This is a genomic window from Sphingobacterium sp. GW821-FHT03E03 (genome assembly GCF_059420745.1).
In genome coordinates, this window is the sequence record NZ_JBWKUH010000017.1 from 1 (window position 1) to 25,910 (window position 25,910).

At 39.7% G+C, this 25,910-nt stretch carries 17 protein-coding genes; 9 read left to right on the forward strand and 8 right to left on the reverse strand.

What is annotated here, in order from left to right; genetic code table 11:
• The 3 genes from AC07UV_RS17430 to AC07UV_RS17440 form a co-directional block, all read right to left on the reverse strand.
• On the reverse strand, positions 1-681 hold a 681-nt coding region (locus tag AC07UV_RS17430), incomplete at its 3' end, for a hypothetical protein (RefSeq protein ID WP_495184651.1).
• A 1,099-nt stretch (positions 682-1,780) separates the two neighbouring features.
• The gene (locus AC07UV_RS17435) at positions 1,781-5,107 is read right to left on the reverse strand and encodes a TonB-dependent receptor (protein WP_495184652.1); all 3,327 of its coding nucleotides are present in this window, start codon (positions 5,105-5,107) and stop codon (positions 1,781-1,783) included.
• Positions 5,108-5,460: 353 nt separating this feature from the next.
• A complete protein-coding gene (locus tag AC07UV_RS17440) occupies positions 5,461-7,080 on the reverse strand; it encodes a hypothetical protein (protein WP_495184653.1) in 1,620 nt (539 codons plus the stop codon).
• A 378-nt stretch (positions 7,081-7,458) separates the two neighbouring features.
• Here AC07UV_RS17440 and AC07UV_RS17445 point away from each other — a divergent pair, with 378 nt between their 5' ends.
• The 5 genes from AC07UV_RS17445 (at position 7,459) to AC07UV_RS17465 (ending at position 16,618) form a co-directional block, all read left to right on the forward strand.
• On the forward strand, positions 7,459-7,935 hold the full coding sequence (locus tag AC07UV_RS17445) for a hypothetical protein (RefSeq protein ID WP_495184654.1): 477 nt from the start codon (positions 7,459-7,461) through the stop codon (positions 7,933-7,935).
• Positions 7,936-8,508: 573 nt separating this feature from the next.
• Positions 8,509-11,634 carry a SusC/RagA family TonB-linked outer membrane protein gene (locus AC07UV_RS17450; protein ID WP_282249762.1) on the forward strand — a complete coding sequence of 1,042 codons (3,126 nt, stop codon included), beginning with the start codon at positions 8,509-8,511 and terminating at the stop codon, positions 11,632-11,634.
• A gap of 18 nt (positions 11,635-11,652) precedes the next feature.
• The gene (locus tag AC07UV_RS17455) at positions 11,653-13,608 is read left to right on the forward strand and encodes a RagB/SusD family nutrient uptake outer membrane protein (protein WP_495184655.1); all 1,956 of its coding nucleotides are present in this window, start codon (positions 11,653-11,655) and stop codon (positions 13,606-13,608) included.
• A 37-nt stretch (positions 13,609-13,645) separates the two neighbouring features.
• Positions 13,646-14,917, forward strand: a complete 1,272-nt coding sequence (locus tag AC07UV_RS17460; protein ID WP_282249764.1) for a DUF4959 domain-containing protein — start codon at positions 13,646-13,648, stop codon at positions 14,915-14,917.
• Positions 14,918-14,941: 24 nt separating this feature from the next.
• Positions 14,942-16,618 (forward strand): DUF4998 domain-containing protein, encoded by a 1,677-nt coding sequence (locus AC07UV_RS17465; protein ID WP_495184656.1) that lies wholly within the window; start codon positions 14,942-14,944, stop codon positions 16,616-16,618.
• A 167-nt stretch (positions 16,619-16,785) separates the two neighbouring features.
• Here AC07UV_RS17465 and AC07UV_RS17470 read toward each other — a convergent pair whose 3' ends face one another.
• The 4 genes from AC07UV_RS17470 to AC07UV_RS17485 all read right to left on the reverse strand — a co-directional run bounded on the left by AC07UV_RS17470 (position 16,786) and on the right by AC07UV_RS17485 (position 19,760).
• Positions 16,786-17,616, reverse strand: a complete 831-nt coding sequence (locus AC07UV_RS17470) for a M48 family metallopeptidase (RefSeq protein WP_223583481.1) — start codon at positions 17,614-17,616, stop codon at positions 16,786-16,788.
• A gap of 159 nt (positions 17,617-17,775) precedes the next feature.
• On the reverse strand, positions 17,776-18,426 hold the full coding sequence (gene plsY / locus AC07UV_RS17475) for a glycerol-3-phosphate 1-O-acyltransferase PlsY (RefSeq protein WP_282249770.1): 651 nt from the start codon (positions 18,424-18,426) through the stop codon (positions 17,776-17,778).
• 16 nt (positions 18,427-18,442) lie between these two features.
• On the reverse strand, positions 18,443-19,300 hold the full coding sequence (nadC, locus tag AC07UV_RS17480) for a carboxylating nicotinate-nucleotide diphosphorylase (RefSeq protein WP_282249772.1): 858 nt from the start codon (positions 19,298-19,300) through the stop codon (positions 18,443-18,445).
• Between the two features lie 76 nt (positions 19,301-19,376).
• Positions 19,377-19,760, reverse strand: a complete 384-nt coding sequence (locus AC07UV_RS17485) for a DUF4783 domain-containing protein (protein ID WP_282249773.1) — start codon at positions 19,758-19,760, stop codon at positions 19,377-19,379.
• A gap of 251 nt (positions 19,761-20,011) precedes the next feature.
• Between AC07UV_RS17485 and gpmI the strand changes: the two genes are divergently transcribed.
• From gpmI to AC07UV_RS17505, 4 genes are all read left to right on the forward strand, one after another.
• Positions 20,012-21,544: a 2,3-bisphosphoglycerate-independent phosphoglycerate mutase gene (gpmI, locus tag AC07UV_RS17490; RefSeq protein ID WP_282249774.1), complete on the forward strand. Its 1,533-nt coding sequence runs from the start codon at positions 20,012-20,014 to the stop codon at positions 21,542-21,544.
• On the forward strand, positions 21,525-22,115 hold the full coding sequence (locus AC07UV_RS17495; protein ID WP_495184657.1) for a hypothetical protein: 591 nt from the start codon (positions 21,525-21,527) through the stop codon (positions 22,113-22,115). Before gpmI ends, AC07UV_RS17495 begins: the two co-directional genes overlap by 20 nt.
• Positions 22,116-22,280: 165 nt before the next feature.
• Positions 22,281-22,580, forward strand: a complete 300-nt coding sequence (locus tag AC07UV_RS17500; RefSeq protein WP_495184658.1) for a hypothetical protein — start codon at positions 22,281-22,283, stop codon at positions 22,578-22,580.
• A gap of 258 nt (positions 22,581-22,838) precedes the next feature.
• The gene (locus AC07UV_RS17505) at positions 22,839-25,136 is read left to right on the forward strand and encodes a TonB-dependent receptor (protein WP_495184659.1); all 2,298 of its coding nucleotides are present in this window, start codon (positions 22,839-22,841) and stop codon (positions 25,134-25,136) included.
• Between the two features lie 126 nt (positions 25,137-25,262).
• On the opposite strand, the gene AC07UV_RS17510 is transcribed toward AC07UV_RS17505, so the two are convergent.
• Positions 25,263-25,817, reverse strand: a complete 555-nt coding sequence (locus AC07UV_RS17510; protein WP_282249778.1) for a ferritin — start codon at positions 25,815-25,817, stop codon at positions 25,263-25,265.
• Between the last annotated feature and the right edge of the window lie 93 nt (positions 25,818-25,910).

Sequence of the window (25,910 nt, forward strand, 5' to 3'; positions counted from 1 at the left end):
ACCTGATATTAAAAAATTGTTCCCAAACAAAATATTTAGAGAAAGATTTGTAGAAACCTGAACCATACAACCTATATCTAGACTGTAAACAAGTAATGAGTGATCGAAACTTTTTGGCTGTTTTAGAGATTCGATTTTGTTCCAAGTAGCAATGGCATAATTATAACCTATTCCACTCTGAATTCCGATTTCTGAAATGATATCTAATATGTTAATTGTACGCCCATAATTTACTTCAAGATTATATTTTTTGATAATATATCTGCTATCCAAATCCGGAACGGCCTTTGAGTGCAATTTTAAATTATCTTTATCCAACCCAAAGGCCACTACAAGTTTTTCTTTCGATTTCTTAATTAACTCCGCCCCAATCTGTAAATTGACAAACATACTTCTATCGCTCTGAAATTTGGATTCTATTTCAGCGCCAGAGCTAAATTTATCGACATCTGTACCACCCCCAGAAATCGTCCCTAAAATCTCTAATTCCGAAAAAAAAATCCTATTTAAAATTACTCTCTCATAGCCAAAAGACAAACCAGCTTTTAAATTATTATGCCAAGTCAACCTAGAAGAGAAATCTTTATCGCGAACCATCCATGCTAAATTATATAGTTCCATTTTAGGCATGATATAAAAAGAAGATTTACTCATCATCTCCGTTTCATTATCTTGTCCCATCAATAAATTGATGTTTCCAAAAAAAACAATTAATAGAAATAGCCTGAACATTTACAAATTTAATTGGCGATTAATATACATCAATAAACATACATAAATACTATTAAAAAAGGAATTAAATAAATAAAAATAACAATTAATTTTCATTAAGTTTACAAACAAGGCATCAAAAAGCTTATTTCTAACATTACATAACTATTCAATAAGACACATTCAACCTACTACAGAAAAAGGGGCAAAAATAAAAAGCAAGGTTGTTTCAAACACTTCAATGACATGATAATAAACCACTACCAGATTTTACGATAAAGAACCTAGGGACCTAATTAATGAGCAACGTTATTTTCAAACAATAATTACCTTTCGTTACTGGTTAAAAAAAATCCTAGCTATAATCGCTAGGATCTCTATAATCGACGTCTCTTTGAGTCAATATATATAATCTTATACCAACATGCATTTTCCATGTGATAGATAAAGTACTTAAATTTCGAAATGCAGTTTTTAATTAATATGCCCAGTTTCTTTTGTGGAAAATTAATTCGCGAACTCTTTGGACAGATCATTTTTACCTGATAATCAAGCAAAAACTCAATATCAACAAGTATAAGAAATAGGGTAAAATATCGTTTAGACTTCTTTAAATTTTGCTTTCATATCTTGTTTTTTTGATAATATTCAATTTATGCTATACAATTCTTAGTTTAAATCACTTCATCATTTCTTTTTCGAAAGTAATCATTCATATTAATCGACATCAGTATTTAACCAGTATTTAACATAGCAATTACTATACAGACGCTTTCCTTAAAAGATCTTCTACGATTACGTCAAGTCTCACCTACTATTCCCCTATATTTTTCACAATGTTGGTATACCACTGTAAGGAAGCAGGAGGAAAATTGTCTGCCAAATGCCGGGCAAGACCCGAGTAAGCTCAGAAAAAATAGTAAAGAAAGTAGGAAAATACTTGATTGGAGAGAACAAAATATAGATTAATTTATTTAGGCTAACATTTCCTTTTTGGTTTTTGATTTTCAGAAACACAAAAAAGCCTCAAGAACAAATTCCTGAGGCTTTCTATTTACTGACGTACTATCTAAAATGAATATCTCAAACCAATCATAGCTGACCATGTTGTTGCCGTTGTACTCGCCGGAACAAAAGGAGACGTAACTAATTTTCCATCATATTGTAACATTTGGAAAGTTGGATCAGCTACAGCATTTTTTTCTACCTTACCTAATATTGCTCTTCCGTTAGTCAATATTACATCTTGTACTCCCCACTTAGAGTTGAATAAATTACCAACATTTATAATATCCACTGTGAATTGTAATTTATCTTTCTCTGTTGCGATATTGTTAAACAAATTCTGTGTCCAACGAATATCAAATCTATTCAGCCAAGGCATTAAGAATTGATTACGCGGTAAAATTTGCCCTCTGTATTTCTCTAATCCGTTATCGCTAACAAACTTATCAAAAGCTTCAATTTGTTGCTCTTTAGAGAACAAAACGTCAGATCCCTTCATGATATTGGCAAATTTCATGTCACTAGTATTCTTCGGGAGGAAGATTAGGTCATTTGTAATTCCATCACCATTTAAGTCAAAACTATGATAGTAGGAGAAACGCCCTTGATTAGCACCATTATAATAAATACCTAATGTTGTGTTTTTAATAGTATAACTCACATTAGCAACAATTCGATGAGGAATTGCATAGTCAGAAATACTTAAAAAATCTTGATTAGGACTGTTTATTACAGGAGAGCCTAACCATGCAGAACTTGCATTAGATCCATTATTAGCAGAAACCTCTTTAGCTTCTGAATACGTATAAAAAATAGATCCAGATAAGCCGTTCCATTGTGATAATGAACCTCCAAATGTAGCAGAGAAAGCATGCCCTTTAGTTTTTGTGTTGGTTAAAACGACCGCACTGTTTCCACCGATAGATTGATTATATTGGTAAGATCCGTTATTTGGATAAAAGTCACGATCTACACCTGCATAAGTCATTTTCTCAGTTGTTGCTTTTCTATTCGCCCCGAATTGATATGCCGCATTTACATCTCTAGTATACAAAATATCAGTGGTTAAAGTTATTGGTGTATTAGGGATTCTATAATCTGCACCGATACTTGACCTCCAAATTGTTGGCATTTTAAAATTATCATCGACCAAAGCAAACGAATCAGGAGCTCCGTCCTTTGGATTTGTAATAAATGGCGTTACGTCTTTACCTTCTTTATCTTTATAATAGATTGGATTTTTTACATAATAATAAGGATCCTCCGGATGGAATTGAACTTTTCCAATCCAACCTGCTACATCGTCATAACTTTTGGGTTCTAATACATTTTGTAGAACACCTGCATTTGTTGGCATATTCGTTAACCATACGAATGGTACACGACCTGAGAAAATACCGGTTCCACCTCGTACCACGAAGGACTTATCTCCAAATACATCATAATTAAAACCTACCCTCGGAGACAAAATAACACGTGATTTAGGCCATTTACCCGATGCATAGTTACGTTCATTCCCATCGACTCCTAATAGTTTTAATGCATCAATCGAGCTATTAGGAGTGAGTTTATTCATATAAATCGGCAATTCTGCTCTCAATCCCACCGTCACATTAAATTGATCATTTACAGTAATTTTATCTTGAGCATAAAGAGAAGCTAAACCGTAACTGATTCTCGAATATGTATCCTGACCTTCGTAAGGATAAGTAAGCGAATACATTATTGGAGCGACCTCCTCTGGAGTGCCTGTTTTTAAGAAATCTGCTACGGAAGCATAACGGTAATAACCTGTTCCTGAACGAGTATAAGAGTTACCAAATTTCTGTATATCAAATGCGGCACCACCAGTAAATGTATGTTTTCCAATTGAATAAGTTAAGTTGTTGGTAAATGAAAAATTATCATTTACAACGTCATTCAAATAAGAAAACAACTCTGTTCCGAAACTCATATAGTTGCTTCCTGAACTGCTACCATCCCAAATATCAACAAACGGAAACAATCCTTTACTAGGTGATTTTCGCTTATCCTGTACCCGTGTATAAGTAAATAAAAACTTATTTGAAAGTTGTGAATTGAAGTTAGAATTTAACTCTGCAGCTAACGAACTCACTGTATTTTCAAAAGAATAATTAGCGTTTTCAAATACCATTGAATTTTCACTTACCCTACCTGAAGCGGATCTTGGAGATGGTCCAGAGTTAAAATTCGCTTGTTGCATCGAGGTTCCTTTTAGTAAATTATATCTAAAGGAAGCCTTATGTTTTTCACTAATATTCCAATCAATTCTAGTTAAAAATTTGTTACCATGTTGTTTTGCCTCATCAGCATAGCCTTGATATCTTCCAGGATCATAGCCCCATACGTTTTTTAAATGTTCACTTACAGCAATTAAATCTGATTCTTTCACTCTGGTTATATTCTGAGCAACATTTGCTACACCGTCTTGAGATGCTTTCCATAAGTTCGCACCAGAAGCATTAACACCAGTAGCAGCTTCACGTTCACCACTTACGAAGAAAAATAATTTATTTTTGATGATTGGTCCACCTAAAGTAAAACCATAATTTTGTTTTGTGCCTTCACCGTAATCTATTTTCTTTTTATTGATTCTAAACCCATTGAGGTTCTGATTATTATAATACCCATAAACAGATCCGTGAAATTGGTTAGTACCGGATTTTGTAACCGCGTTTATTCCTGCACCTGTAAATCCCGATTGTGTAATATCGAATGGCGCGATATTAACAGATATTTCTTCGATTGCATCTAATGAAATAGGTTGTGAATTCCCCCCAGGTAAAGGATTCTTTGTATCTGTTCCAAAGCCATTATTAAAATTTGCACCGTCAATCTGTAGATTGTTGTAACGAGAGTCTCTACCCGCAAACGAAGTTCCATTAGCCTGAGGAGTCATACGAGTAAATTCTGTAATACTTCTGCTGATTTGCGGCAACTCTTGAATTTGCTTTAATCCAACATTTGTTGCAACCCCACTTTTTGTAGCATTTAATTTACCACCTTTTGCTGTTACTAAAACTTCATTTAAAGTTGTACCTGAATTTGTAAAAACAGGATTAAGTGAAAAAGCTTCCCCTAACTTTAAATAAATATCTTCATACACAATAGGCTGTTGTCCTACATAGGTTACCTCTACTTTGTAAGGACCGCCAATACGCATCGCTGGCAGATTAAACCGACCTGCAGCATTCGAAGACCCCGAATAAACCGTTCCCGATGGCACGTGCGTTGCCTTGATTGTAGCTCCTGAAGTTAGACTGCCGTTTGCTTCTTTTACAATACCTGTAACGCTACTTGTCGTGACCTGAGCTTGTACAGCACCATAACTGGCCATTACAAGAGCGAAAAAGAGTAAAGATCTTTTCATATAATGTGATTTGTTAAAAAATGTTAAGCAAAATTACTAAGAGATTTCAAATAACAAAGGACTTAATATAAACTTAACATACTATAGCACATCTACTTCCTTCCATCTATTCGAAAATCCTTACTTTCGCACATAATTTTTTAATAAAAAAAACGTTATAACACCTTTTAAACCACCATTTCCAAAGAACCAATTCTATATAAAATAGTTTTCCACACTCTTGCGGGCTTTTCTGATTGTAACAACAAAATAAACTTTTGAATACAACATTTCACAAATGATTATATAGCATAAGTTTTTATAGCTTTCTCAGACTAATAAGCCTGTGAAAGCTATAACTACATCTTTGTTATTTAATAAATTTTGGTTTCTGCTGTGAACGTTTTTATTATTTTCGTTCGTGGGGATCCGTTATTTGGTACTACATCAAATACAAACCTTACTCCTAACTCATTAAGTCCAGGAACAGCTCCAGTATATCTATTTCCTCTCGCCATAATAAATGGTTCATTCGAATTTGGCTTAGATAAAGCTAAAATTTGCTTACCATTATTTTCTGTTACTATATTGCCCCCCGCATAGCAATCTTGATGACCTTGGATCGGCCCCATCCAATTCCCTATACTTATTAAATCAAAAGGATTTTTCCTATATATACCATTATTAAAATCACTCACTGCATATTCATTCATTATCTGCATTTGCAAATTTTCTATTCGGGCACCATCGGCACTATTATTTATGATATCTGGGTTCCATTGGATATTAAAGCTACTTTGATCTATTTTCAAGTAATTTACAGTAACTTCATGATATTCATCTTCATTATATTGGTCATCTTTTATTATAAATGTATGCACTTCTGGGTTATTTCTAATTACAGGAGTTGCTGATAAACTAAAAACACCTAGATTTTTATGATAATTTACTCCAAAAATGCTTGTACTATTTGACTGACCTGGAATAGCAAATTTCATATCGAAAAGAGAACCGCTGGAAGTAATACTACCATTCAATTTTATATCGGTATTAAGATTTAGCTTCACTTTTTGATAAGACGCCCCTGTTGTTCCAATACCTAGGATGCCATTTATTATACCTTTTACAACCCCTTTTCCCCCATCACTTAAGGTTTTTGTTAACTCGCCTGTATTATCAGTTGAAGTTTTGGGAACTAATGCACCTAAAATTGTTGAACTAATCATCCCTCCGACTACAGTAGTAGTAGCTTTTTGCAAAAGCCCAGTCAAATTGAAGCTGGGAGCAGGATTCCCTATTGTTCCTTCAATGTTACCAGTAGACGTTCCATTTATATTGATTTGTGATAAATTTACCCAAGAAGGAACTGAAGCAAGTCCAAATGACGGAAATGAAGTATTTTTTATATTTGGATCATAAGCCATCTCATACTCAAAAATATACCAAGTACCTCCGGAATAAGTCAGCTTTTGGTTCTCAATCATAGAAAACGATTTTTGATTTATCGGATTGATTCTCTCAACAGCATTATAATTTAAAATATTCGAATTATAACTTCCGTACAGCTTTAGTCCATGCTCTACATATGTACTAGCAACTGAACTAGAAGGTAGCCAATGATAAAATCTCAAAACGCCTCGGTATTTATTATACAAGGCAAAATAATAGTTATAATTAACATCATTCAGAAAAACATTAGGATTAAATGTATTATAGGCCAATTCCCATCCATGAATTTTCTTATAATCATCTGCATATTCTGGATTAATAGTTGTCGTACCTGACTTCCAGGGCAATAGTAGTTGATTTGTATTATTTTTTGATGGCAAATAAGTTACATTCTCCCAGTCAAAAGTGTAAGTACTTAATGAAGTTGAAACATCTGCTTTTTTCTGTAAGGAATTTTCATTTGAGTTGAATTCATTAGTTTTTTCCTTCTGACAAGAAATGGTAAGCGCTATTAAACCAAGCGCCAAAAATCGAATACTTTTCATAAAATTAAATTTATATTAATAAAATCAAATATAACACTATATAATTGTTTATTATATATCAAAACAACCCTATAGAGAAAGTTAATAAAAAAATAACATAAAAAGAACAAACATTAACCATTAAATATCCATCCTTTTGTTTTTGTAACAACATTCTTCCTTTGTGTACTTGAACTTTTCGAAAAAAATTCATTAACTTTCTATCAAGCGAGAATTTTATTGATCAACTCGTTTTTTGTAGCAATTGCGCTACTACGCCTTGTATTTATTTAAAAATTAGAAACTATTGTCCGAGCGAACTGGTTTTCTATAAAAATCTGTTTTAAAAAACGGAGAACTTTTTAGAAATTCGCACACCTTTATAATTCAACTTTTTTCATGGAAGTCGGTATTCAAAATTCTTCTTTTCAGGAACCCGCAGACATTAAATTGTCTCCAGCAGGACTTTCCTTCTTAGCTTCAGCAGCTAAATGGGCCAATTTTTTGGCCATTCTCTGTTTTATCCTTATTGGGTTATCGGCCATAACCATGATTAGTTTGATGTTCGGAGCAAGTGCGCTATCATTAGATCAAGGTGAATATATCTCAGCCGGTACGATATCAACGTTCGGCATACTTTACCTGCTGATGATGGCTTTCTCCTGTCTCCCGATCTATTTCCTCTATAATTTTGGATCCAAAGCAAAAAAAGCAGTCGAAAATCGCGATAGCATCCAGCTCGAACTCTGCCTCGAGGCTCTAAAAAAACATTATAAGTTTATCGGGATCATAGCCATCATCACGATCGGATTTAATTTCTTGGGGCTTGTAGTAGGCATTATATTAGGTATCCATGACGCAATCGCTGGCGTATAGATTGGAATTAACAGAACAATATCTTCATAAGCATTTCCAAGGCTAGCAACGGAATAGCTTCGCTATTCCGTTGTCTATCGATCCCCTCCTCTTTCTTCTCCTACTTATACCAATCCTAACAATACGATCAGAGAAACAAATTGTTTCGAAGTTTTTTTTGGTAATATTTTTCATTTAATTTAATTTTTTCCAAACAATATCTTGCTTAAATCGTTATAGCAATAATGAAAGGAAAAATAAGATCAACAGTTCTTATACTTTCAGTTTGAAAACAACCAATTTGTATAATCTAAAACCTAACCTTTATGCAAAAAAATAGCGCATTCATTTACTATTACACCCTGTTTTAGCTAATTAGGGAACTAGCTAAAACAGACAGTCAAGGCTGTACAGAAAACCTGAATAAGAAGAAATAACCAAATTATTTAAACAAACTTAAACCATTTTTATTTTTTTAGGGCAACTCCTGTCTTGGGGGCTCCTTGTCTTTAAAAAGGAAGAATTGCTGAGCGCATTATGCGTAATCTTCCCAGAAGTAAATAAACCAATTAATTCACCTAATTACCTAACATTATGCAAAAACGAAAAGAAAAACTGTTTCTTTTCCTATTGCTCTTTACCCTACCCATGCTGTCTTTTGCTCAAAAGCAGCTTACCGGTATTGTGAAAGATGCATCAAATGGAGAAAAAATCGAAGGCGTTACCATTCTCAAGAACAGGGTTCCGCTAACGAAGACCAACGCGAATGGAGAGTTTCAACTCTCCGGTATTGTGGGCGACAGCCTAATCTTTAAGTTTGTGGGAAAGAAAGATGAAACCCGTGTCATCGGTCCACAGAACATTATTGAAGTATTATTATACGATGATGGAAAGAGTCTTGATGAAGTTACCGTCGTCGCCTTCGGAACGCAGAAAAAAGCAACAGTAGTTGGTGCCATTACCACTGTAAAAGCTTCGGAGTTGAGAATTCCGGCAACCAACCTCACTAGCGCCTTCGCGGGGCGCATACCCGGTGTGATTTCCTTTCAGAACTCAGGCGAACCGGGTGCAGATAATGCCCAGTTCTTCGTCCGAGGGGTAACAACATTCGGCTATCAGGCTTCCCCATTGATCCTAATTGACGGTTTTGAATCGACCGCTGACAATCTCGCCCGGATGCAGCCAGATGATATTGAAAGCTTCTCCATATTAAAAGATGCCTCAGCAACCGTACTCTATGGAGCCCGTGGTGCGAATGGTATTATCATGGTCACGACCAAAGCGGGAAGAGAGGGTCCTGTAGGATTGAATGCCCGTGTAGATGTCAATACCGCATCACCGACTCGAATGATTAAAATGGTTGATGGTATTGACTACATGAAACTCTATAATGAGGCGCGCATGACCAGAGATCCTATTCTTGGTCCTTATTATTCCCAGCAGAAAATACAGTCGACTATAGATAACGAAAATCCCATGATCTTCCCTAATATTGACTGGTACAATACCCTGCTCAAGAACTATACAGTCAATACCAAAGCCAATGTCAATCTCAGCGGTGGTGGACAGGTCGCGACATACTATGTATCAGGTGGTTTTGATAAAGAGTCTGGCTTGCTTAAAGTCGATGATCGAAATAATTTCAATAATAATATCAATATCAATCGTTTTTTTATTCGGTCAAATGTGATCTTTAAACTGACAAAAACGACCACCTTAGACACCCGGATCCAAGGTCGGTTTGAGCGTTATAACGGGCCTTTCCGATCGGCAAGCGATATCTTCCGGATGGTCATGAACAGCAATCCTGTTGATTTTCCGGCAGTGTTTTCCCCTGATGCCAAAAACGAATTTGCGCAACACACTTTATTTGGAAACACCTTTGTAACAGGATCACTCAAAAACAATCCCTATGCCGAGATGGTGCGGGGTTATGAAGACCGTAATGAAAATACTATCACAGCGCAAGCTACCTTGATGCAGGATCTGGCATTTCTGACACCGGGTCTGAAACTCCAAGGCCGGGCTTCGGTGACAACTTGGAGCAAATATGCTGGTACCAGGAGCTATGATCCCTTTTATTACGATCTGGAAAATTACAACCAGATTACAGGCGAATACAGTCTCTATAGTCTCAACCCGACAACAGGTCGAGCAACGCTGGGCGATGTAGAGCCCAAAAGAGATGCCAGCTCCAATTATTATTTCGAGGCTCGTTTTAACTGGAACCGTAGTTTTGGTAATCACAACTTAGGCGCCATGACCGTAGGTATGATCGAGGAAAAATTACTGACATCCGGAAATAGCAACTCCATTTACGAAACCTTACCCGAACGCAATATGGGTAACTCGGGACGTCTAACCTATGATTTCGACAATAAATACTTTGCGGAATTTGCCTATGGTTTAAATGGCTCGGAAAAATTTATGGGACAAAAACGCTTCGGTTTTTTCCCTTCCTTGGGTGGAGGCTGGATGGTCTCGAGCGAACGCTTTTTTGAACCACTCAAATCTGTCGTCAGTACATTAAAACTGCGCGGTACCTGGGGGCGTGTCGGAAACGACGCCATTGCCGAACGGAAAGATCGTTTCTTTTACCTATCGGATATTTCAAGGGGTAATAATGCTATGTATCGTTGGGGAACCGATTTTATGAATGCTTATAATGGATTTAATGTAAACCGCTACGCTAATCCAGATATCACCTGGGAAGAGTCCGAAAAATGGAATGTTGGTGTGGAAGTCAATTTCTTTAATGAGTCGCTCAAATTGCAGGGGGACTTTTTTAAAGATGTGCGGAACAAAATCTACATGCGACGGGAAAACTTCCCTGCATCTGCAGGACTTGAAGCGGCCATCAGTGGTAATGTGGGCAAAGTCAGTTCACAGGGATTTGATGGCTCGCTGACCTATCAAAAATTCTTCGGTACAGATCTCTGGCTCTCGGCCCGGGCCAATTTCACCTATGCTACCAATAAATACCTTGCACTGGACGAGAAAAACTATGCAGATACCTACCTCAAAAAACTCGGCCACAATTTGAGGCAAGAATGGGGATTACTTGCTGAGCGGCTATTTGTCGATCAGTATGAAATTGATAATTCTCCAAGGCAGGATTTTGGCGAATACATGGCCGGCGATATCAAATACAAGGATATCAATGGTGACGGCATTATCAATGATAACGACAGGATCCCAATGGGATACCCTACTGTTCCGGAGATCCAATACGGTTTCGGTATGTCTGCAGGTTATAAAGCTTTTGATTTTTCCTTCTTCTTTCAGGGAAATAAAAATGTCTCTTTCTTTATTAACTCCACCGCTGAATCTAATCCAAACACTGGATCTTATGGAATAGCTCCCTTTGCTTTCCGCAGAAATGCATTGGCTATTATTGCCGAAGACTACTGGAGCGAAACTAATCCCAATACCCATGCCTTCTGGCCGCGTCTGTCTACAGACCCCATCAATAATAATACACAGCAATCTTCCTGGTGGTTGCGCGATGGCTCTTTTATCCGTCTCAAATCACTCGAAATCGGTTACAGTCCGCGAAATTTAGAACGTTTTGGCTTCGGCAAAGGCAGCCGGATCTATATCAGTGGCGAAAATCTGGCTGTATTCAGCCCATTCAAACTCTGGGATCCGGAATCGGGACGAAATGGACTCGGCTATCCGCCAAACCGACGGTTTAATGTTGGTATTCAATTATCATTTTAACGCATAACGGACTTACACATGAAAACAATAAAATACATCGCAATCGCAATAGCTTTCGTTTTGGGTTCCTGCTCCAAGTACCTTGATGTGGTGCCTGACAATACCCTAAAACTGGAAGATATATTCAACATCAAAGTTGAAGCTTACAATGCACTAGCCAAAGTATACAGCTACCTGCCCAATGATGATCAGACGCATGTCACTTCCTGGTCGCTGGGAGACGAATGGCTCGGCCGGCTAGATCTTAACACCAATACAGGCAATCTGCGGGCAATCCGTATTATGCGGGGTTTACAATCGCAGACCTCACCTCAACTCGGACTTTGGTCCGGTACCGAAGGTGGCAAACCGCTCTATCAGGGTATACGTCAATGTGAGGTATTCCTGGCCAATATTGATAAAGTACGTGATATGACCGAAGGGGAAAAAGCAGAGTGGAAGGCGCAAGTCAAATTTCTAAAAGGCTATTTTGCTTTTTTGCTGATTCAGCGTTATGGTCCTATCGTTCTACCTACGGGCCTCGCTTCCCCAACATCCACGCCAGAGGAATTATTTTTGAGCCGATCCAAAGTAGAGGATTGCTTTAATTACGTATTAAACCTGATGAATGAGGCTATTCCGAATCTGACCGAACGGGTAACATCCAACAACCTCGGACAGATTGACCAGGTGGCAGCCAAAGCAATCAAAGCTAGGGTGCTTGTGTTTAGAGCAAGTCCATTTTTCAATGGCAACCGCGAATATTTTGGCGATTTTATGGACAGTGATGGCCAACCTTTCTTTCCGCAGGCCGAGGATAAAGAGAAATGGAAAGCAGCCATTGATGCCCTTAACGAATCGATTACATTGTGCGAAGCAAACGGACTGGGACTCTATCATTTTGCCAAAGAACCTTTTATTTACGACCGTCCTGCATTTACCACCAATCCCGAAAGAATGCAAACATTGTATAACCTGCGTATGCTTATCGTGGATCCTTGGAATAAAGAACTGGTATGGGGAAATTCAAACCTCAATTATTACAACGAAGGCGAACTAGCCCATTCCTCCAATATCCGTTTGCCCGAAGGCTATGGTGACGGGGTTGTCAATACCCCCTCCTATTCCTGGCAATGGATGGGCGCCACTTACCAGATGGCCGAACGCTACTACACCGAAAATGGATTGCCTATTGATGAGGATCTGACCTATGATTTCACCAACAAATATGAAATCATCAAAACACCGGCATCCAGTGAAAGCAGCTATACGCACTGGAACGGTTATATGCAGCCCAATACCGAAACCATCAGATTATACATGAACAGAGAGCCCCGATTCTATGCCAACCTGGGTATTACAGCGGGCTATTGGCGGGCACATACCGTTCGCATCAATACCATGTTTTATGGAAATTCACATGGCGGCTATAACTCCTCGCAGCATACCACAGACTTTTTTGCTACGGGTATAGGTACACAAAAAATGGTGCACCCAGAGTCACAGTCCGGCGCTTGGCAACGTACGATAAAATTCCCTTATCCCATTATCCGAATGGCTGATCTATATCTGATGAAAGCGGAAGCTTTAAACGAATATTCGGGCCCATCACCGGAAGTATATGCCCTCCTGGATCGTATCCGAGAGCGTGCCGGAATCCCCTCCGTGGAAAAAGCCTGGTCTGACGCTTCGCTCGCCAAGACGGTCAACAAGCATCGCTCAAAAGAGGGGCTGCGGGATATTATTCTGCAGGAACGTGGTATTGAGTTTGCATTTGAAGGCATCCATTTCTGGGATATGATGCGTCACAAACGGGCGACATCAGCGTTTTCAATGCCGATATGGGGCTGGAACCATATGGGTACCTCTGGCACTTCATTCTTTGTCCTTGATGTCAAACAGGAAAGACGCTTCACCATCCGGGACTGCCTATGGCCAATTGATCTCAATGAGATGAATACAAATGGCAAACTTATTCAAAACCCAGGCTGGTAACGTCAAATTCTTATTGTAACAATTAATAACGATAAACATGATCAGATTAAATCTCCAATATATCGCATTTAGTTTACTATTGCTTTTCTTTTCCTGTAAAGAGGTTGAGCGATTTTCTCCGGCGGCGGACGATAGTACGCCACCCGGAAAGATAGAACTGCGCAGGTATACACCTTTATACGGTGGAGCCCGCTTTTTTTACAATATACCAAAGGATGAAGACCTTATCAGCATCGATGCCGTCTATACCAATCCCAATGGCAAATCATTCACCTTTTCAGCATCTTATTTTGTGGATTCTTTAGATGTATATGGATTGCCAAGCACCGATGAATACACTATACAACTGTATGCGGTAGACCGCACCGGCAACAGATCAGAGCCACTGGATGTAAAAGTGAAGTCACTGGAACCTGCTTTTACGAGGGTGGCCAGTTCTATACAAGTGAAACCGGGCTTCAGTTCCTTCTTCCTGGACTGGGAAAATGAGCTCAAACAGGACGTCAATGTTTATGTAGACTTTACATTTAACCAAAATGGCACACCTCGCAGCCTGACATCAGTCTTTTCGTCCAATCTGCCAACCGACCGTAGGTTTATAAACGACCTGGTGCTACCACCGACAGAGAAAGTAAGCGTGAAAGTTCGTGTCGAAGACAGCTATGGGAATACCACCGCTATCATAGACAAAGGGAATATTTCCCTACTCGAAGATACGAAAATACCGAAAAAAGATTGGGTATTACCCAAAACGGCTGATCTCATTGGTGGTGTCCCGATGGCTTTTGGCGACGGACTAGAAGGGCGCTCGCGCTATGTCATAGACGATATCATAGACCGTGGTGACAACCTCAACTTTATGCACACCCACGGAAGGGGACGAACCGGAAAAACGGCTGATGGCAATATGCCATGGAACTTTATCATCGACCTGGGTGCTTATTATGAGCTGAGCCGCATTATTACCGTACAACGGCACTCCGGGGGATTGGCCAATATCTCCAGAGGGCAGTACTACCGCAGCGAAAATGTCGGAAGGTTCAAAATGTATATCTGGGATGATGCCAAACAAGACTGGGAACCTGTATCAGAGCACTTTATTCCGGTACCTTTTGGAATCAGTGAACTTGAATTTGTGAAGAAAGGCGAAGCTGGCGATATGGCTTATATGTATCCCGATAATCCGAAGTACACGAAGAAGACAAGATGGTTCAGGTATGAAGCTGTAAAGGGTTTTACATCTGACTATACCTTAGATGATGCGAACTGTCTTTCCGAAATCACCCTTTACGGACGCAAAAGTAACTAAATAGAGACCTCAAAGACATAAAGTATGAAAACAAAAAATAAGTTCAGAAAAATAGCTGGGTTTTTAGTTGTCTTGACGTTAATGGCTTTTAGCTTTTCCTGCAAGAAAATGTACGATAATATAAAACCCTATGCGGAGGAAACTGTGTATCCGCAACGCTATGATACCATTGCTGCCAAGATAGGCTATGAACGGGTCGAAATTGATCTGATAAAGGCAGGACGGATTCCCTCGAGTCAGATCCGGATGGGAAAATCCAAAAAAACGATTGTTGAATATGACAATCAGAAAATCATCATTGATTCATTGGTTTCCTGGTTAAATATCAAAGGACTCAAGCAGTCTAAACTATACCGCTTTAAAGTCTATACAATAGACGAATTTGACAATAAGTCGGTACCACAGCAAATCGCTGTCATTCCATTTACCGAAAGCGATGTAAAAAACCTGGTCATCGCTTCTCCGCGGATTATGACCTCGCCGAATGCAATGGTCATCGACTGGACGAGCTCGCTATCATCGATCCTATTGACTTATAAAAGTCTTTCTTATGAATATAAAGATAAGACCGGAAAAGTAATTACAGGAACCCGAGGGGCCTCACCGCGTATATTTGCGGCAAACCTCAATCCCGGATCAACGGTGGCAATGAAGCTGTCTTATAATGTCATCCCGAAAGTAGGTGGACAGGAAATAGTAGACTCGATCACCTATACGCAGACGCTCGATATCACTTTACCGACCGGAGAGACAACCTTCAATCCAACTGAGCGGGATATCCTCATCGCGAACGGGGTCACAACCTTCAATGCGAATGTCGCTGCGGGAATTAAGAAATTGACCTTTCCGATTCACACGAATAGTTTACAGGATTTATTCTATTTTTCCAATGTAACTGAATTGGATCTGACCGGCGGTGAGCTGTTTAACGTTAAAACCCTTGATTACAATAGAAATGGCGTGGTCAAAACGATAGGTGGTGGCAAGTTTCAGCCTTTTATACGCCATGTATCGGCCATATCAAATGCGAATGCACAAGCGATGTTAGATCTGCTGGATCTGGGGATAATCAAAAAAATTAAATATATCCCCAATTCGCTAGGAATAGACGAGTTACTGAAACGCTATGATGGCAAAAACATTGTCGAATGGGTGACACCTCCGGATGAAAGTTTGATTCCGATGAACTTCTTCCTAGACGGGAAGATTCAGGACAATAACTGGGCAACGGATATTGTCAATCCAGCGACGGACGCCCCGGCGGGAACAGATATTGTGAATCCGATGAAAATAACGTTAAAGGCAGCGAGTGCTTCCTTTGTATTTACACTTCCAAAGGAATATCGATTTAATATCGCAACCTACAAATATCTTAAATTTAAGGTCTATGCACCCGACAAATCTAAATTCACTGGCAGTTACAGCGCATTTCAAAAATTGTGGCCTAGATTTATGAACTATATGTGGGCATTTTCCAGTGAAAGTGCTTTTGGTCAGGAGTACTGGGAGCTGGACAGAAATGCCACCCCGATTCCAGACAGCGATCTGACAAAATGGAAGGATGTGACCATTGATTTGTCTTCGGCAAAAGACAAACACAACAGGGTAATTGTCATTAACATTGGTGGTGAACCTGGCGGAACATTCAGTCCACCAGCAGATATTATTTATTACTTTGCTAATTTCAGGTTTTCAAAATAACGCAAAGAAATGATCCCCTCAAAAAACCGCTAGCGTTGAATAGTCGAAAATAGACCATAAGGGGGATTCGAAAAAATGAAATAAAAAACGGGAGTGTCCAAAAAGATTGGACACTCCCGTTTTTTATTATTCAACATGAAGCATATAAACTATGCCTATATTTTTTTCTACTTTTTGTAATACCGCATTGCATTTGGAATCTGCTTCTCAATATCGGCAATACGTCGCGCATCACTTGGGTGAGTGCTCAAGAACTCTGGTTGTCCTTTTTGGCTACCCGCTGCCATGCGCTTCCAAAATCCAATGGCTTCGTTTGGATCGTAGCCCGCCAATGCCATAATAATTAACCCAGCCTGATCTGCAGAAGATTCATCGCTACGTGAGAATTTTAACTGGGCCAAGCTGCCCCCCAAACCATACAGGTTATTAAAAATCCCAAGGGAGCTACTACCAGTCATTCCTGCTGCTGAGCCCAGAATCTGACCACCCATTTGTAAAGCCATCTGGTTGGATGCCTGCGCTACGGAGTGCTCTTCAATGGCGTGGGCAATTTCGTGCCCCATCACTGTCGCCATACCAGCCTCGGTACGCGTTACCTGAAGTATTCCTGTATACACAGCAACTTTCCCGCCTGGCATACACCAAGCGTTCACATCATCACTCTTCACCAGATTAAATTCCCAATTGAAATTATATTTATTGGCTATACCTTTGCTCTGCAAATATTGATTCACAGCTGTTGCCAATCGGTTACCTACACGTTTTACCATCGCCGCGTCAGCCGTACCGGTAATAACCTTTGTATTATTTTTTGACAAGAAATCTTTGTACGCCAGCGCAGCCTGTTGGTTGACCTGGTCAGCACTGACTAATTTCAAATATTTTTTTCCAGTAACAGCTGAAGTAGCACAACCTGACAACCCCGATGCCAGCGCTACACAGGCCAATACGATAGCCGAATACTTAAACATGCTTTTCATATGTATCTTATTATTCATCTGTGTTTGTTTCAATTGCATTCATGAGCTCGCAGGCCCAGTCTCGTTTTCAATGGTTATATGAAATGTCTAGACTAGATTCGGCAGGGTCTCTGCTTCTCCAGCGCAGCTATCTCATAATATTCTATTAAATACTTTTTTAGGATGCAATTATTGTGCCTATTCTTTTGCCTTTGTTTTTTTCTTGAATAGATAAATCTTGGACTCATGTCCTTTTAGCAGGCGCTCAATATTCTTTTGATGGGTAATTAATAGCAGCGTACAGATGGCAATACCATAAAGCAATACCGAAGGAATGGTAGTTTTAAAAATAAATGCCAAGCTAAATGGAAAAGCAAAACCGGCCGAAATTGAACTTAGGGATACATAATGTGTCGTCAATAGGATAATGACAAATACCGATACACAAACTAAGGCTGCCGGTGTATGTATCGCCAGGATCATCCCACACAATGTCGCCACCCCTTTTCCTCCCCGGAAGCCCGCAAATACAGGAAATAGGTGCCCTATCACGGCAATCACACCCAAAGCCAACTGAAAATTAACGAACTGAACATCACTGGTATTTTGGCCCAACTCAATTAGATAGGCGAGATTTGTTGCTGTCCAACCCTTGAATATATCCACAAACATCACGATAGAGCCGGCACGCGGTCCTAATACACGAAAGGTGTTAGTCGCTCCAGCATTACCACTCCCATACTCACGAACATCTACGCCATAAAATGCCTGACCTAACCAAACTGCTGTAGGTATAGAACCAAACAAATAAGCTAGTAATACTGCAATTACTAAATAAATCGATATCATTAAATTAAATCAGTTCTTATAATAATTTGGCTTTCAGACTAAGATCTAAGCTCTTGACACTGTGTGTCAAAGCGCCCACCGAGATATAGTCTACTCCGGCCTCTGCATAGGCCCGAATGGTTTCAAATGTTATTCCCCCAGAAGCTTCTGTCTTAAATCGATGATCGATAATTTTAACAGCTTTAGCCACATCCGCAGGTGAAAAATTATCCAACATGATTCGGTCCACTTCGCCAAAGTTAAGAACTTCGTCAAGTTCCGCAAAATTTCGGACCTCTATTTCTATTTCAATTGGTTTATTTAATTTCTTTCGATAGTCATTTGCGCGTGTCAACGCCGGTATAATCCCCCCACTATAATCCACATGATTGTCTTTGATCAGAATCATATCGAATAATCCAAACCGATGATTGGTGCCCCCTCCTATTTTGACCGCTTCCTTTTCCAATACGCGAAGTAAAGGTGTTGTCTTACGGGTATCCAATACCTCTGTATCCGTACCTTTCAACAGCTCCACATATTTTCGGGTTGTCGTCGCTATACCACTCATACGTTGCATCACATTCAATACCAAACGCTCTGCCAACAGAATACTCTGGATATTTCCGCGAATGTAAAACGCGATATCACCAACTTTTACCTGGCTTCCATCGGGAATAAATACCTCACAGGCCAAGGTTTCATCGATGTAACTCATGATCGCCTGAGCAACCTCTACGCCTGCCAAAATACCGTTGTCCTTAACAATCAGTTTCGCTTCTCCCTGTGCTCCCACCTCTATCGTGGATAAAGAGGTATGATCACCATCTCCGAGATCTTCCGCGACTGATTGTTTTACAAACTGCGCCAAATAATCCTTGATTTCCTTCTCCATAAATACAATTTATTAGGCTAAGATGTGGAATAATTTTTTAATCGAAAAATAGAATGATAAAAAAATAGCGTCTGACTTAACTTTTATCGATCCGAAGTTCTTCTATTGTCTGACTATTGGATCCCGCACTTATCTTGATAAACACACGGTAATTGGCTTGTTCGGTCGCTAATGAAAAGGTGAAATACTGATAACCATTGTTTGCATTACTGGCCTGGGTCAATTTGATGGTCTTGGGTTTATGTTGGTTAAAAAATGTACCCAGCATAATCTCGGACTGGTATTTGGTATACACTCCATTTTCTCCCAATAGGGACAGGGTTAGATTGGAACCAAAATATTTCGCAATATTCTTTGCATTCCCCTCCTTTAAATAGGTTTTTAGTTCTTCGGAAATACTTCCAAAAGACTCCTCTCCTCCCCATGCAACAGGCTGTGACGAATAGTTTAAATCTTTCAAAAGATGCCCCGAGGCGTTAGTGTGTATAAAAAGACTATAAACAAATATAAAGACGCAATAGCTTAAAAGTTTCATATAGCTCAAAATAAGACAGAACAGTTTCCACAAATAGATATATCAATCATTAGGTAGCATTGCTTATACGTAAACATAAACTATGCCACAAACCTATAAAATTATTGCATATAAACAAGGGAAGTTTTTAAAGACACATTGATAGATTCTAAAATTAAGATTATCTTTGTTATACGATGAATAAGAAAAAAGTTGCACTCATGATCCTAGACGGGCTAGGATACGGAAAACATGATAAATCAAATGCAGTTGAAGCTGCAAATACCCCATTTTTAGATCATTTATTGGAAACATACCCAAATTCAAGTCTGGAAGCTTCCGGTGAAGCCGTTGGCCTTCCTGATGGACAGATGGGTAACTCTGAGGTTGGCCACATGAATCTTGGCGCTGGACGGGTTGTCTATCAAGAATTAGGGCGTATCCACAAAGCGGTAAATGACGGCGTATTCAATACAGATATCGTTATCCAGGACGCATTTAAATATGCGCTTGAAAATAATAAAAAAGTACACTTTATCGGTTTACTCTCTGATGGTGGTGTACATGCACACACCAAGCACCTAAAAGGTCTCTGTGATGCAGCAAAACATGCTGGACTAAATAGTGAGCAGGTTTTTATCCATGCTTTTCTGGATGGTCGTGATACCGACCCTAATTCGGGGATCGGCTATGTCAAAGATTTACAGGAATATCTAAAAACAACTTCAGGAACTTTTGCTTCTGCCATCGGTCGATATTACGCAATGGACCGTGACAACAGATGGGAACGCGTCAAGTTGGCTTATGATCTTTTGGTGAAAGCCGAAGGTGAAAAAACCAATGACCTGGTTGCTGCGATCCAAAGATCATACGATGCAGGGGTGACAGACGAATTTGTTAAACCAATCGCATTGGTCAATGAAGATGGCACCGCTGTAGCAACAATTCAAGAAGGTGATGTGGTCTTCTGTTACAATTTCAGAACAGACCGCGGTCGTGAAATCAGCATTGCACTTACACAGAAAGCCTTCCCTGAGTATGATCTTGTACCGTTAAATCTGTACTATGTCACGCTAACAGCCTATGACGAAACCTTCAAAAATGTACGTGTTGTTTTCCAAAAAGATAACCTGACAAACACCTTGGGTGAGGTTTTGGAAGCCAATCATAAAACACAGACCCGTATTGCCGAAACTGAAAAATATCCACACGTGACATTCTTCTTTTCGGGTGGCCGTGAACAGCAATTCGAAGGTGAGAACCGTCTTTTGGTGCCTTCTCCAAAAGTGGCTACTTACGATCTTCAACCTGAAATGTCTGCAAGTGGAATCACCGAAGCAATCGTCAATGATATGGAAACTCTTCAGCCGGACTTTATCTGCCTCAATTTTGCAAACCCTGATATGGTAGGCCATACTGGTGTATTTGAGGCTGTCGTAAAAGCAGTAGAAACAGTAGATCAATGCACAAAAACAGTGGTGGAAACAGGATTGAAAAATGGTTATTCATTTATCATTTTGGCTGATCACGGTAATTCAGAATTTATGGTCAATGAAGATGGTTCACCAAATACAGCACATACAACAAATTTGGTTCCTTGTATCTTGATTGATGATCACTACAAAAAAATCGCAGATGGTAAATTGGGTGATATCGCTCCAACCGTTCTAAAACTTTTGGGCGTAGATATCCCCGTTGAAATGACAGGAAATGTGTTGGTATCAGAATAAGAATTTATATAAAAAATTAAGCAGCGCACTTCCACTACTGGTGGGAAGTGCGCTGCTTTTTTGGAGCTGTAGCTCCCCCTCAGGCCAACAGAAAGCTAAAAAGACGACGGATATATTTTCGGTAGACTCTTTTTTCAGTGCCGAAGCACAACGCTTGCAGCAACTCAACCCTTCGGTGTTAAAATCCGTCAATAAAGATGGTGAAAAGGAACAACGTGAGCTCAAAATTGAAAACTGGAAAAATGAACTTTCAGCTTTCCAGTCCGCTGATATCAGCAAAAATTTTGATCCCGCACTCTACGATGTCAAAGCCGTAGATTGTGTAACGGAATTTACTGCCAAAAAGGAAGAATTGCAAATACAAAAACTCCGAATCGAGTTTGATCGTAAAAACGAAAAGGTTAAACATATCCAAATCGATAAAAAGATTGCGAACTCCCTCTATGACAGTAATGAAAAACTAGATTATTATAGCGATTCATTGTACAGTATTGTAAAACTACAGGATGTACAAGGACTCGATGCAAACCAATATGAAATTATTGGGAGATTTGTGCAATCAAAAAAATAACTCATGCTGAAAAATGTCTTTATGCGCATTCATAAAGACATTTTTTGTTCCCCAATACAAACAAATAAATGCAACAACATTGCTTTATTTATAATTTTTCTTATATTTGCCTCATTAATTGTCTGCAAAGACATGGTATAGAAAAATAAAGTGCGCGATATTTCATTGAACAAATTAGCAGCGTTAACGCTTTTAATGACCTTTTTAATCGGTCAGTTCATTGTCTATACCCATTCCCATGAGTCGCCGGCATTAAGTATAGTGGACTGCAGCCCCAAAAAACACCATGCAGATCATCCAAAATGTTCTATTTGCGACCAAAGTTCACACCCACAGTTACTCTTTCGTTTTAGCCAAAGTGAAATTTCTCTTCCTGAACGGGAAATAGCATTTGGTTTCTTTGTACCCAGTGACCAGATGATCAGTGCATTGCTATCTGGCAATCGTGGTCCCCCTATTTGTTAAATTTCATCCACTATGCGACAACAAAGCTTTTATGGAAAGCCTTGTTTACTATGATCAGGAAGCAAAGGCCAACGTTTTGGCAATTGTTGCTGGCGTATTCATATTGGATCTTCCTCCTATTTAGCAATCAAGCAATTCAATGATGAATTCCTCCGTATTGGACAGGCTATTTTTTCACGACTGATGAAAATATAGGTTTAATGCGAAGGTTATCATTTGGATAGGCTCCATCGACAGATGGCATAAAAATATTTACAGATGAAACTCAAAATTAAAGGCGGCATATGTATGCTTGTCTGCTATTTCCTTCTATTCTCTGTCAACGCCGCTACTATATCGGGTAAAGTGACAGATGCAAAAACAAATCAACCGATCGCTGGAGCGACCATATCTTTGCTCCAACTCCGTTCGAGTACCTCTTCAGACCAACAGGGGCGTTATACCTTCAAATCACTGCCCTCGAGTGGACGTTATCTTGTCGAAGTACGTTTTATTGGCTACCAATCGCTGATCAAAACGATAGATCTGACATCAGCGGATGTATCGGTCGATTTTGCACTGACTGAAAGTATAATCGAGACAAATGAAGTGGTGGTTACAGGTACGCTCGTGACTGCACAAAGCCGTCGCAACAGTACCTCTGTCTCTGTTATCTCCAAAGACGAATTACAGGGTGGTGCGACAAATCTGATCGACGCGCTAGCCCGTCAGGTACCTGGTTTAAGTCAGATTACAACAGGACAGGGCATTTCCAAACCAGTCATCCGCGGTCTTGGTTATAACCGTGTTGTCACGGTCAATGATGGCGTGAAGCAAATGGGGCAACAATGGGGCGACGAACATGGTATCGAGATCGACCAAAACCAGCCCGACCGGGTAGAGGTACTTCGGGGAGCAGCTTCACTGATGTACGGATCTGATGCCATCGGTGGTGTTATCAATATCCTCGAGCCCAGCGTCCCCACTGCAGGCGAAATAAAAGGCGAGCTGTTATCCAGTTATTCAACCAACAACGGACTGACCAATAATTCACTGATGCTTACAGGCAATGAAAACGGCTTTGTATGGCGCGGACGTGGATCTTATCAAAATGCATATTCCTACAATACACCAGCTGGACGCTATATGAATAGCGGTTTTAATAATACCAGCTTCAGTGGAATGCTGGGTTTAAATAAACAATGGGGGTATTCACACCTTAATTTTTCCTACCTCAAAAATAACATTGGTTTTTACGATGCCGACCCCGGAGATCCGTTATACAATACATCCAAAAGCCGGACATTGGATTTCCCCAAACAGGATATCCGCCATTATAAGCTCGCGCTCAATAATAATTTTGTGATCGGTTCAGGAAATTTAAAACTGGACCTGGGCTACCAGAAAAATCAACGTCGCGAACTTGAGGAAGCAACACCCTCGTTATTTTTTGATTTAAATACCTACTCTCTTGATGCGAAATATTACCTAGCTGAAAGAAACGGTTGGCAGCATGTCGTTGGCATTAGCGCCAGTCAAGAGCATAGTGTAAACAAGGGCGTTGAATTTCTAATCCCTGCTTATGACCAGATCGAATTAGGTGCTTTTGGCTATGCAAAAAAAACCTGGGGTGATAACACCTTCAATATGGGACTACGCTACGATTATGTCAATAGCAAGGGCAAACAGCTTCTCGTTGATGATGAGGAGCAATTCCCGGGTTTTAAAAATAAATTCAGCAATATTAGCGGTGCTTTAGGTTTTACACATAGTTTCAGCGAGGATTTCAACTTCAAAGCAAATGCAGGATCGGCTTTTAGAGCGCCCAATCCAGCAGAATTAGGTTCTAACGGTGTACACGAAGGTACATCACGCTACGAAATCGGCAATGAGAACCTCAAAGCTGAACGTAGTTTCCAAGCGGATGCAACCCTCGAATTTGGACATAGCATCGTCACCGGTAGTATCGGGATCTATGAAAATTATATTCATAATTTTATCTATGCTTCAGCAAAAAAGGACGACACAAAAACCATCATTGATGAGGACAATAATGAACAGACCTACGATGTCTATCGCTATGGTCAGGTGAACGCCAATCTTTATGGTTTTGAGGGAAGTCTAAACTTCCATCCACTGAACTGGGTACACTTGGACAACACCTTTACCTATACTCATGCACAAAACAGGACCTTTGACAGGCCATTGGCATTGATTCCGGCAGGTGTTTTACATAACACACTACGTCTCGAGCCCAAGATAAATGGATTACATGCTTTTTATGTATCGGTAGGTTTAGACAATTATTTTAAACAGAATCGCGTTGACGAAACTTTTGAAACGGCTGCAGATTCGTATTCACTGATCAATGCTGGAATAGGTACTACCCTCTACTTAGGAAAACAACAAGTGAAGCTGTACGCGGCTGCATCTAATCTTACTAACAAGCGCTATTATGATGCTTTGAGCAGACTACGTCCGGGAAGATTATCGCAGGAGAACCCCACTTATGGTGTTTATAATATGGGAAGGAATGTTACTTTTGGAATCTACCTTCCACTCAGCATAAAAAAATAGCCTTCCGGAGCTTTCCCAAAATGTAGCTTTCGGCAAATGGGCTGAGTAATATTTTTAGGCTTCAATCTAAAAAATAATGTCCGAGTTCTTAACGAACTCGGACATTATTTTTATACAATTCCCCTTCTATTTAGGATCATCTGCTGTACCTTCCCGTGCCAAAGGCACATCGTCAGGCATGCTTTCCAATGAGGAATCTAATGCAAATAACGATTCGTCTGAAGCCCGATCTCCACCTGCTATCTTTAATTTATCGATCAGCTCAAGAGCAAGTTTCTCTTCTTCAATCTGTTCTTTGACAAACCATTGTGCAAAGTTCCATGTCGCCCAATCTTTCTGCTCCATAGACAGATTGACGATATTATAAATCGCTTCGGTATTATCTACCTCATGTTTAAATACCCGTTGGAAACACTCGGTTAAGGTCTTCGGATCTGCTGGCGGTGCTGAAATGGCCTGAATCCGGGGACGCCCCCCTCTTTCCAGTATGTACCCCATAATTTTGGTCATATGATTCCGTTCCTCCTGGGCATGTCGATATAGAAAATTGGCGATCCCACCATAACCCTGATCATCGGCCCATACACCCAAAGCCAGATAAATTTGTGCAGCTTCGGCTTCTTTTGTCATTTGACTGATTAAAATATCCTGCATTTCTGCAGACAATCGATTCGTTTCCATATACTAAATTCCTGTTGATTCAATAAAAGAACAGTATTGCGAAGTATTTCGTTTGCAAATTTGTCAAAGACAGACTGGAGAGCGAATCAATCT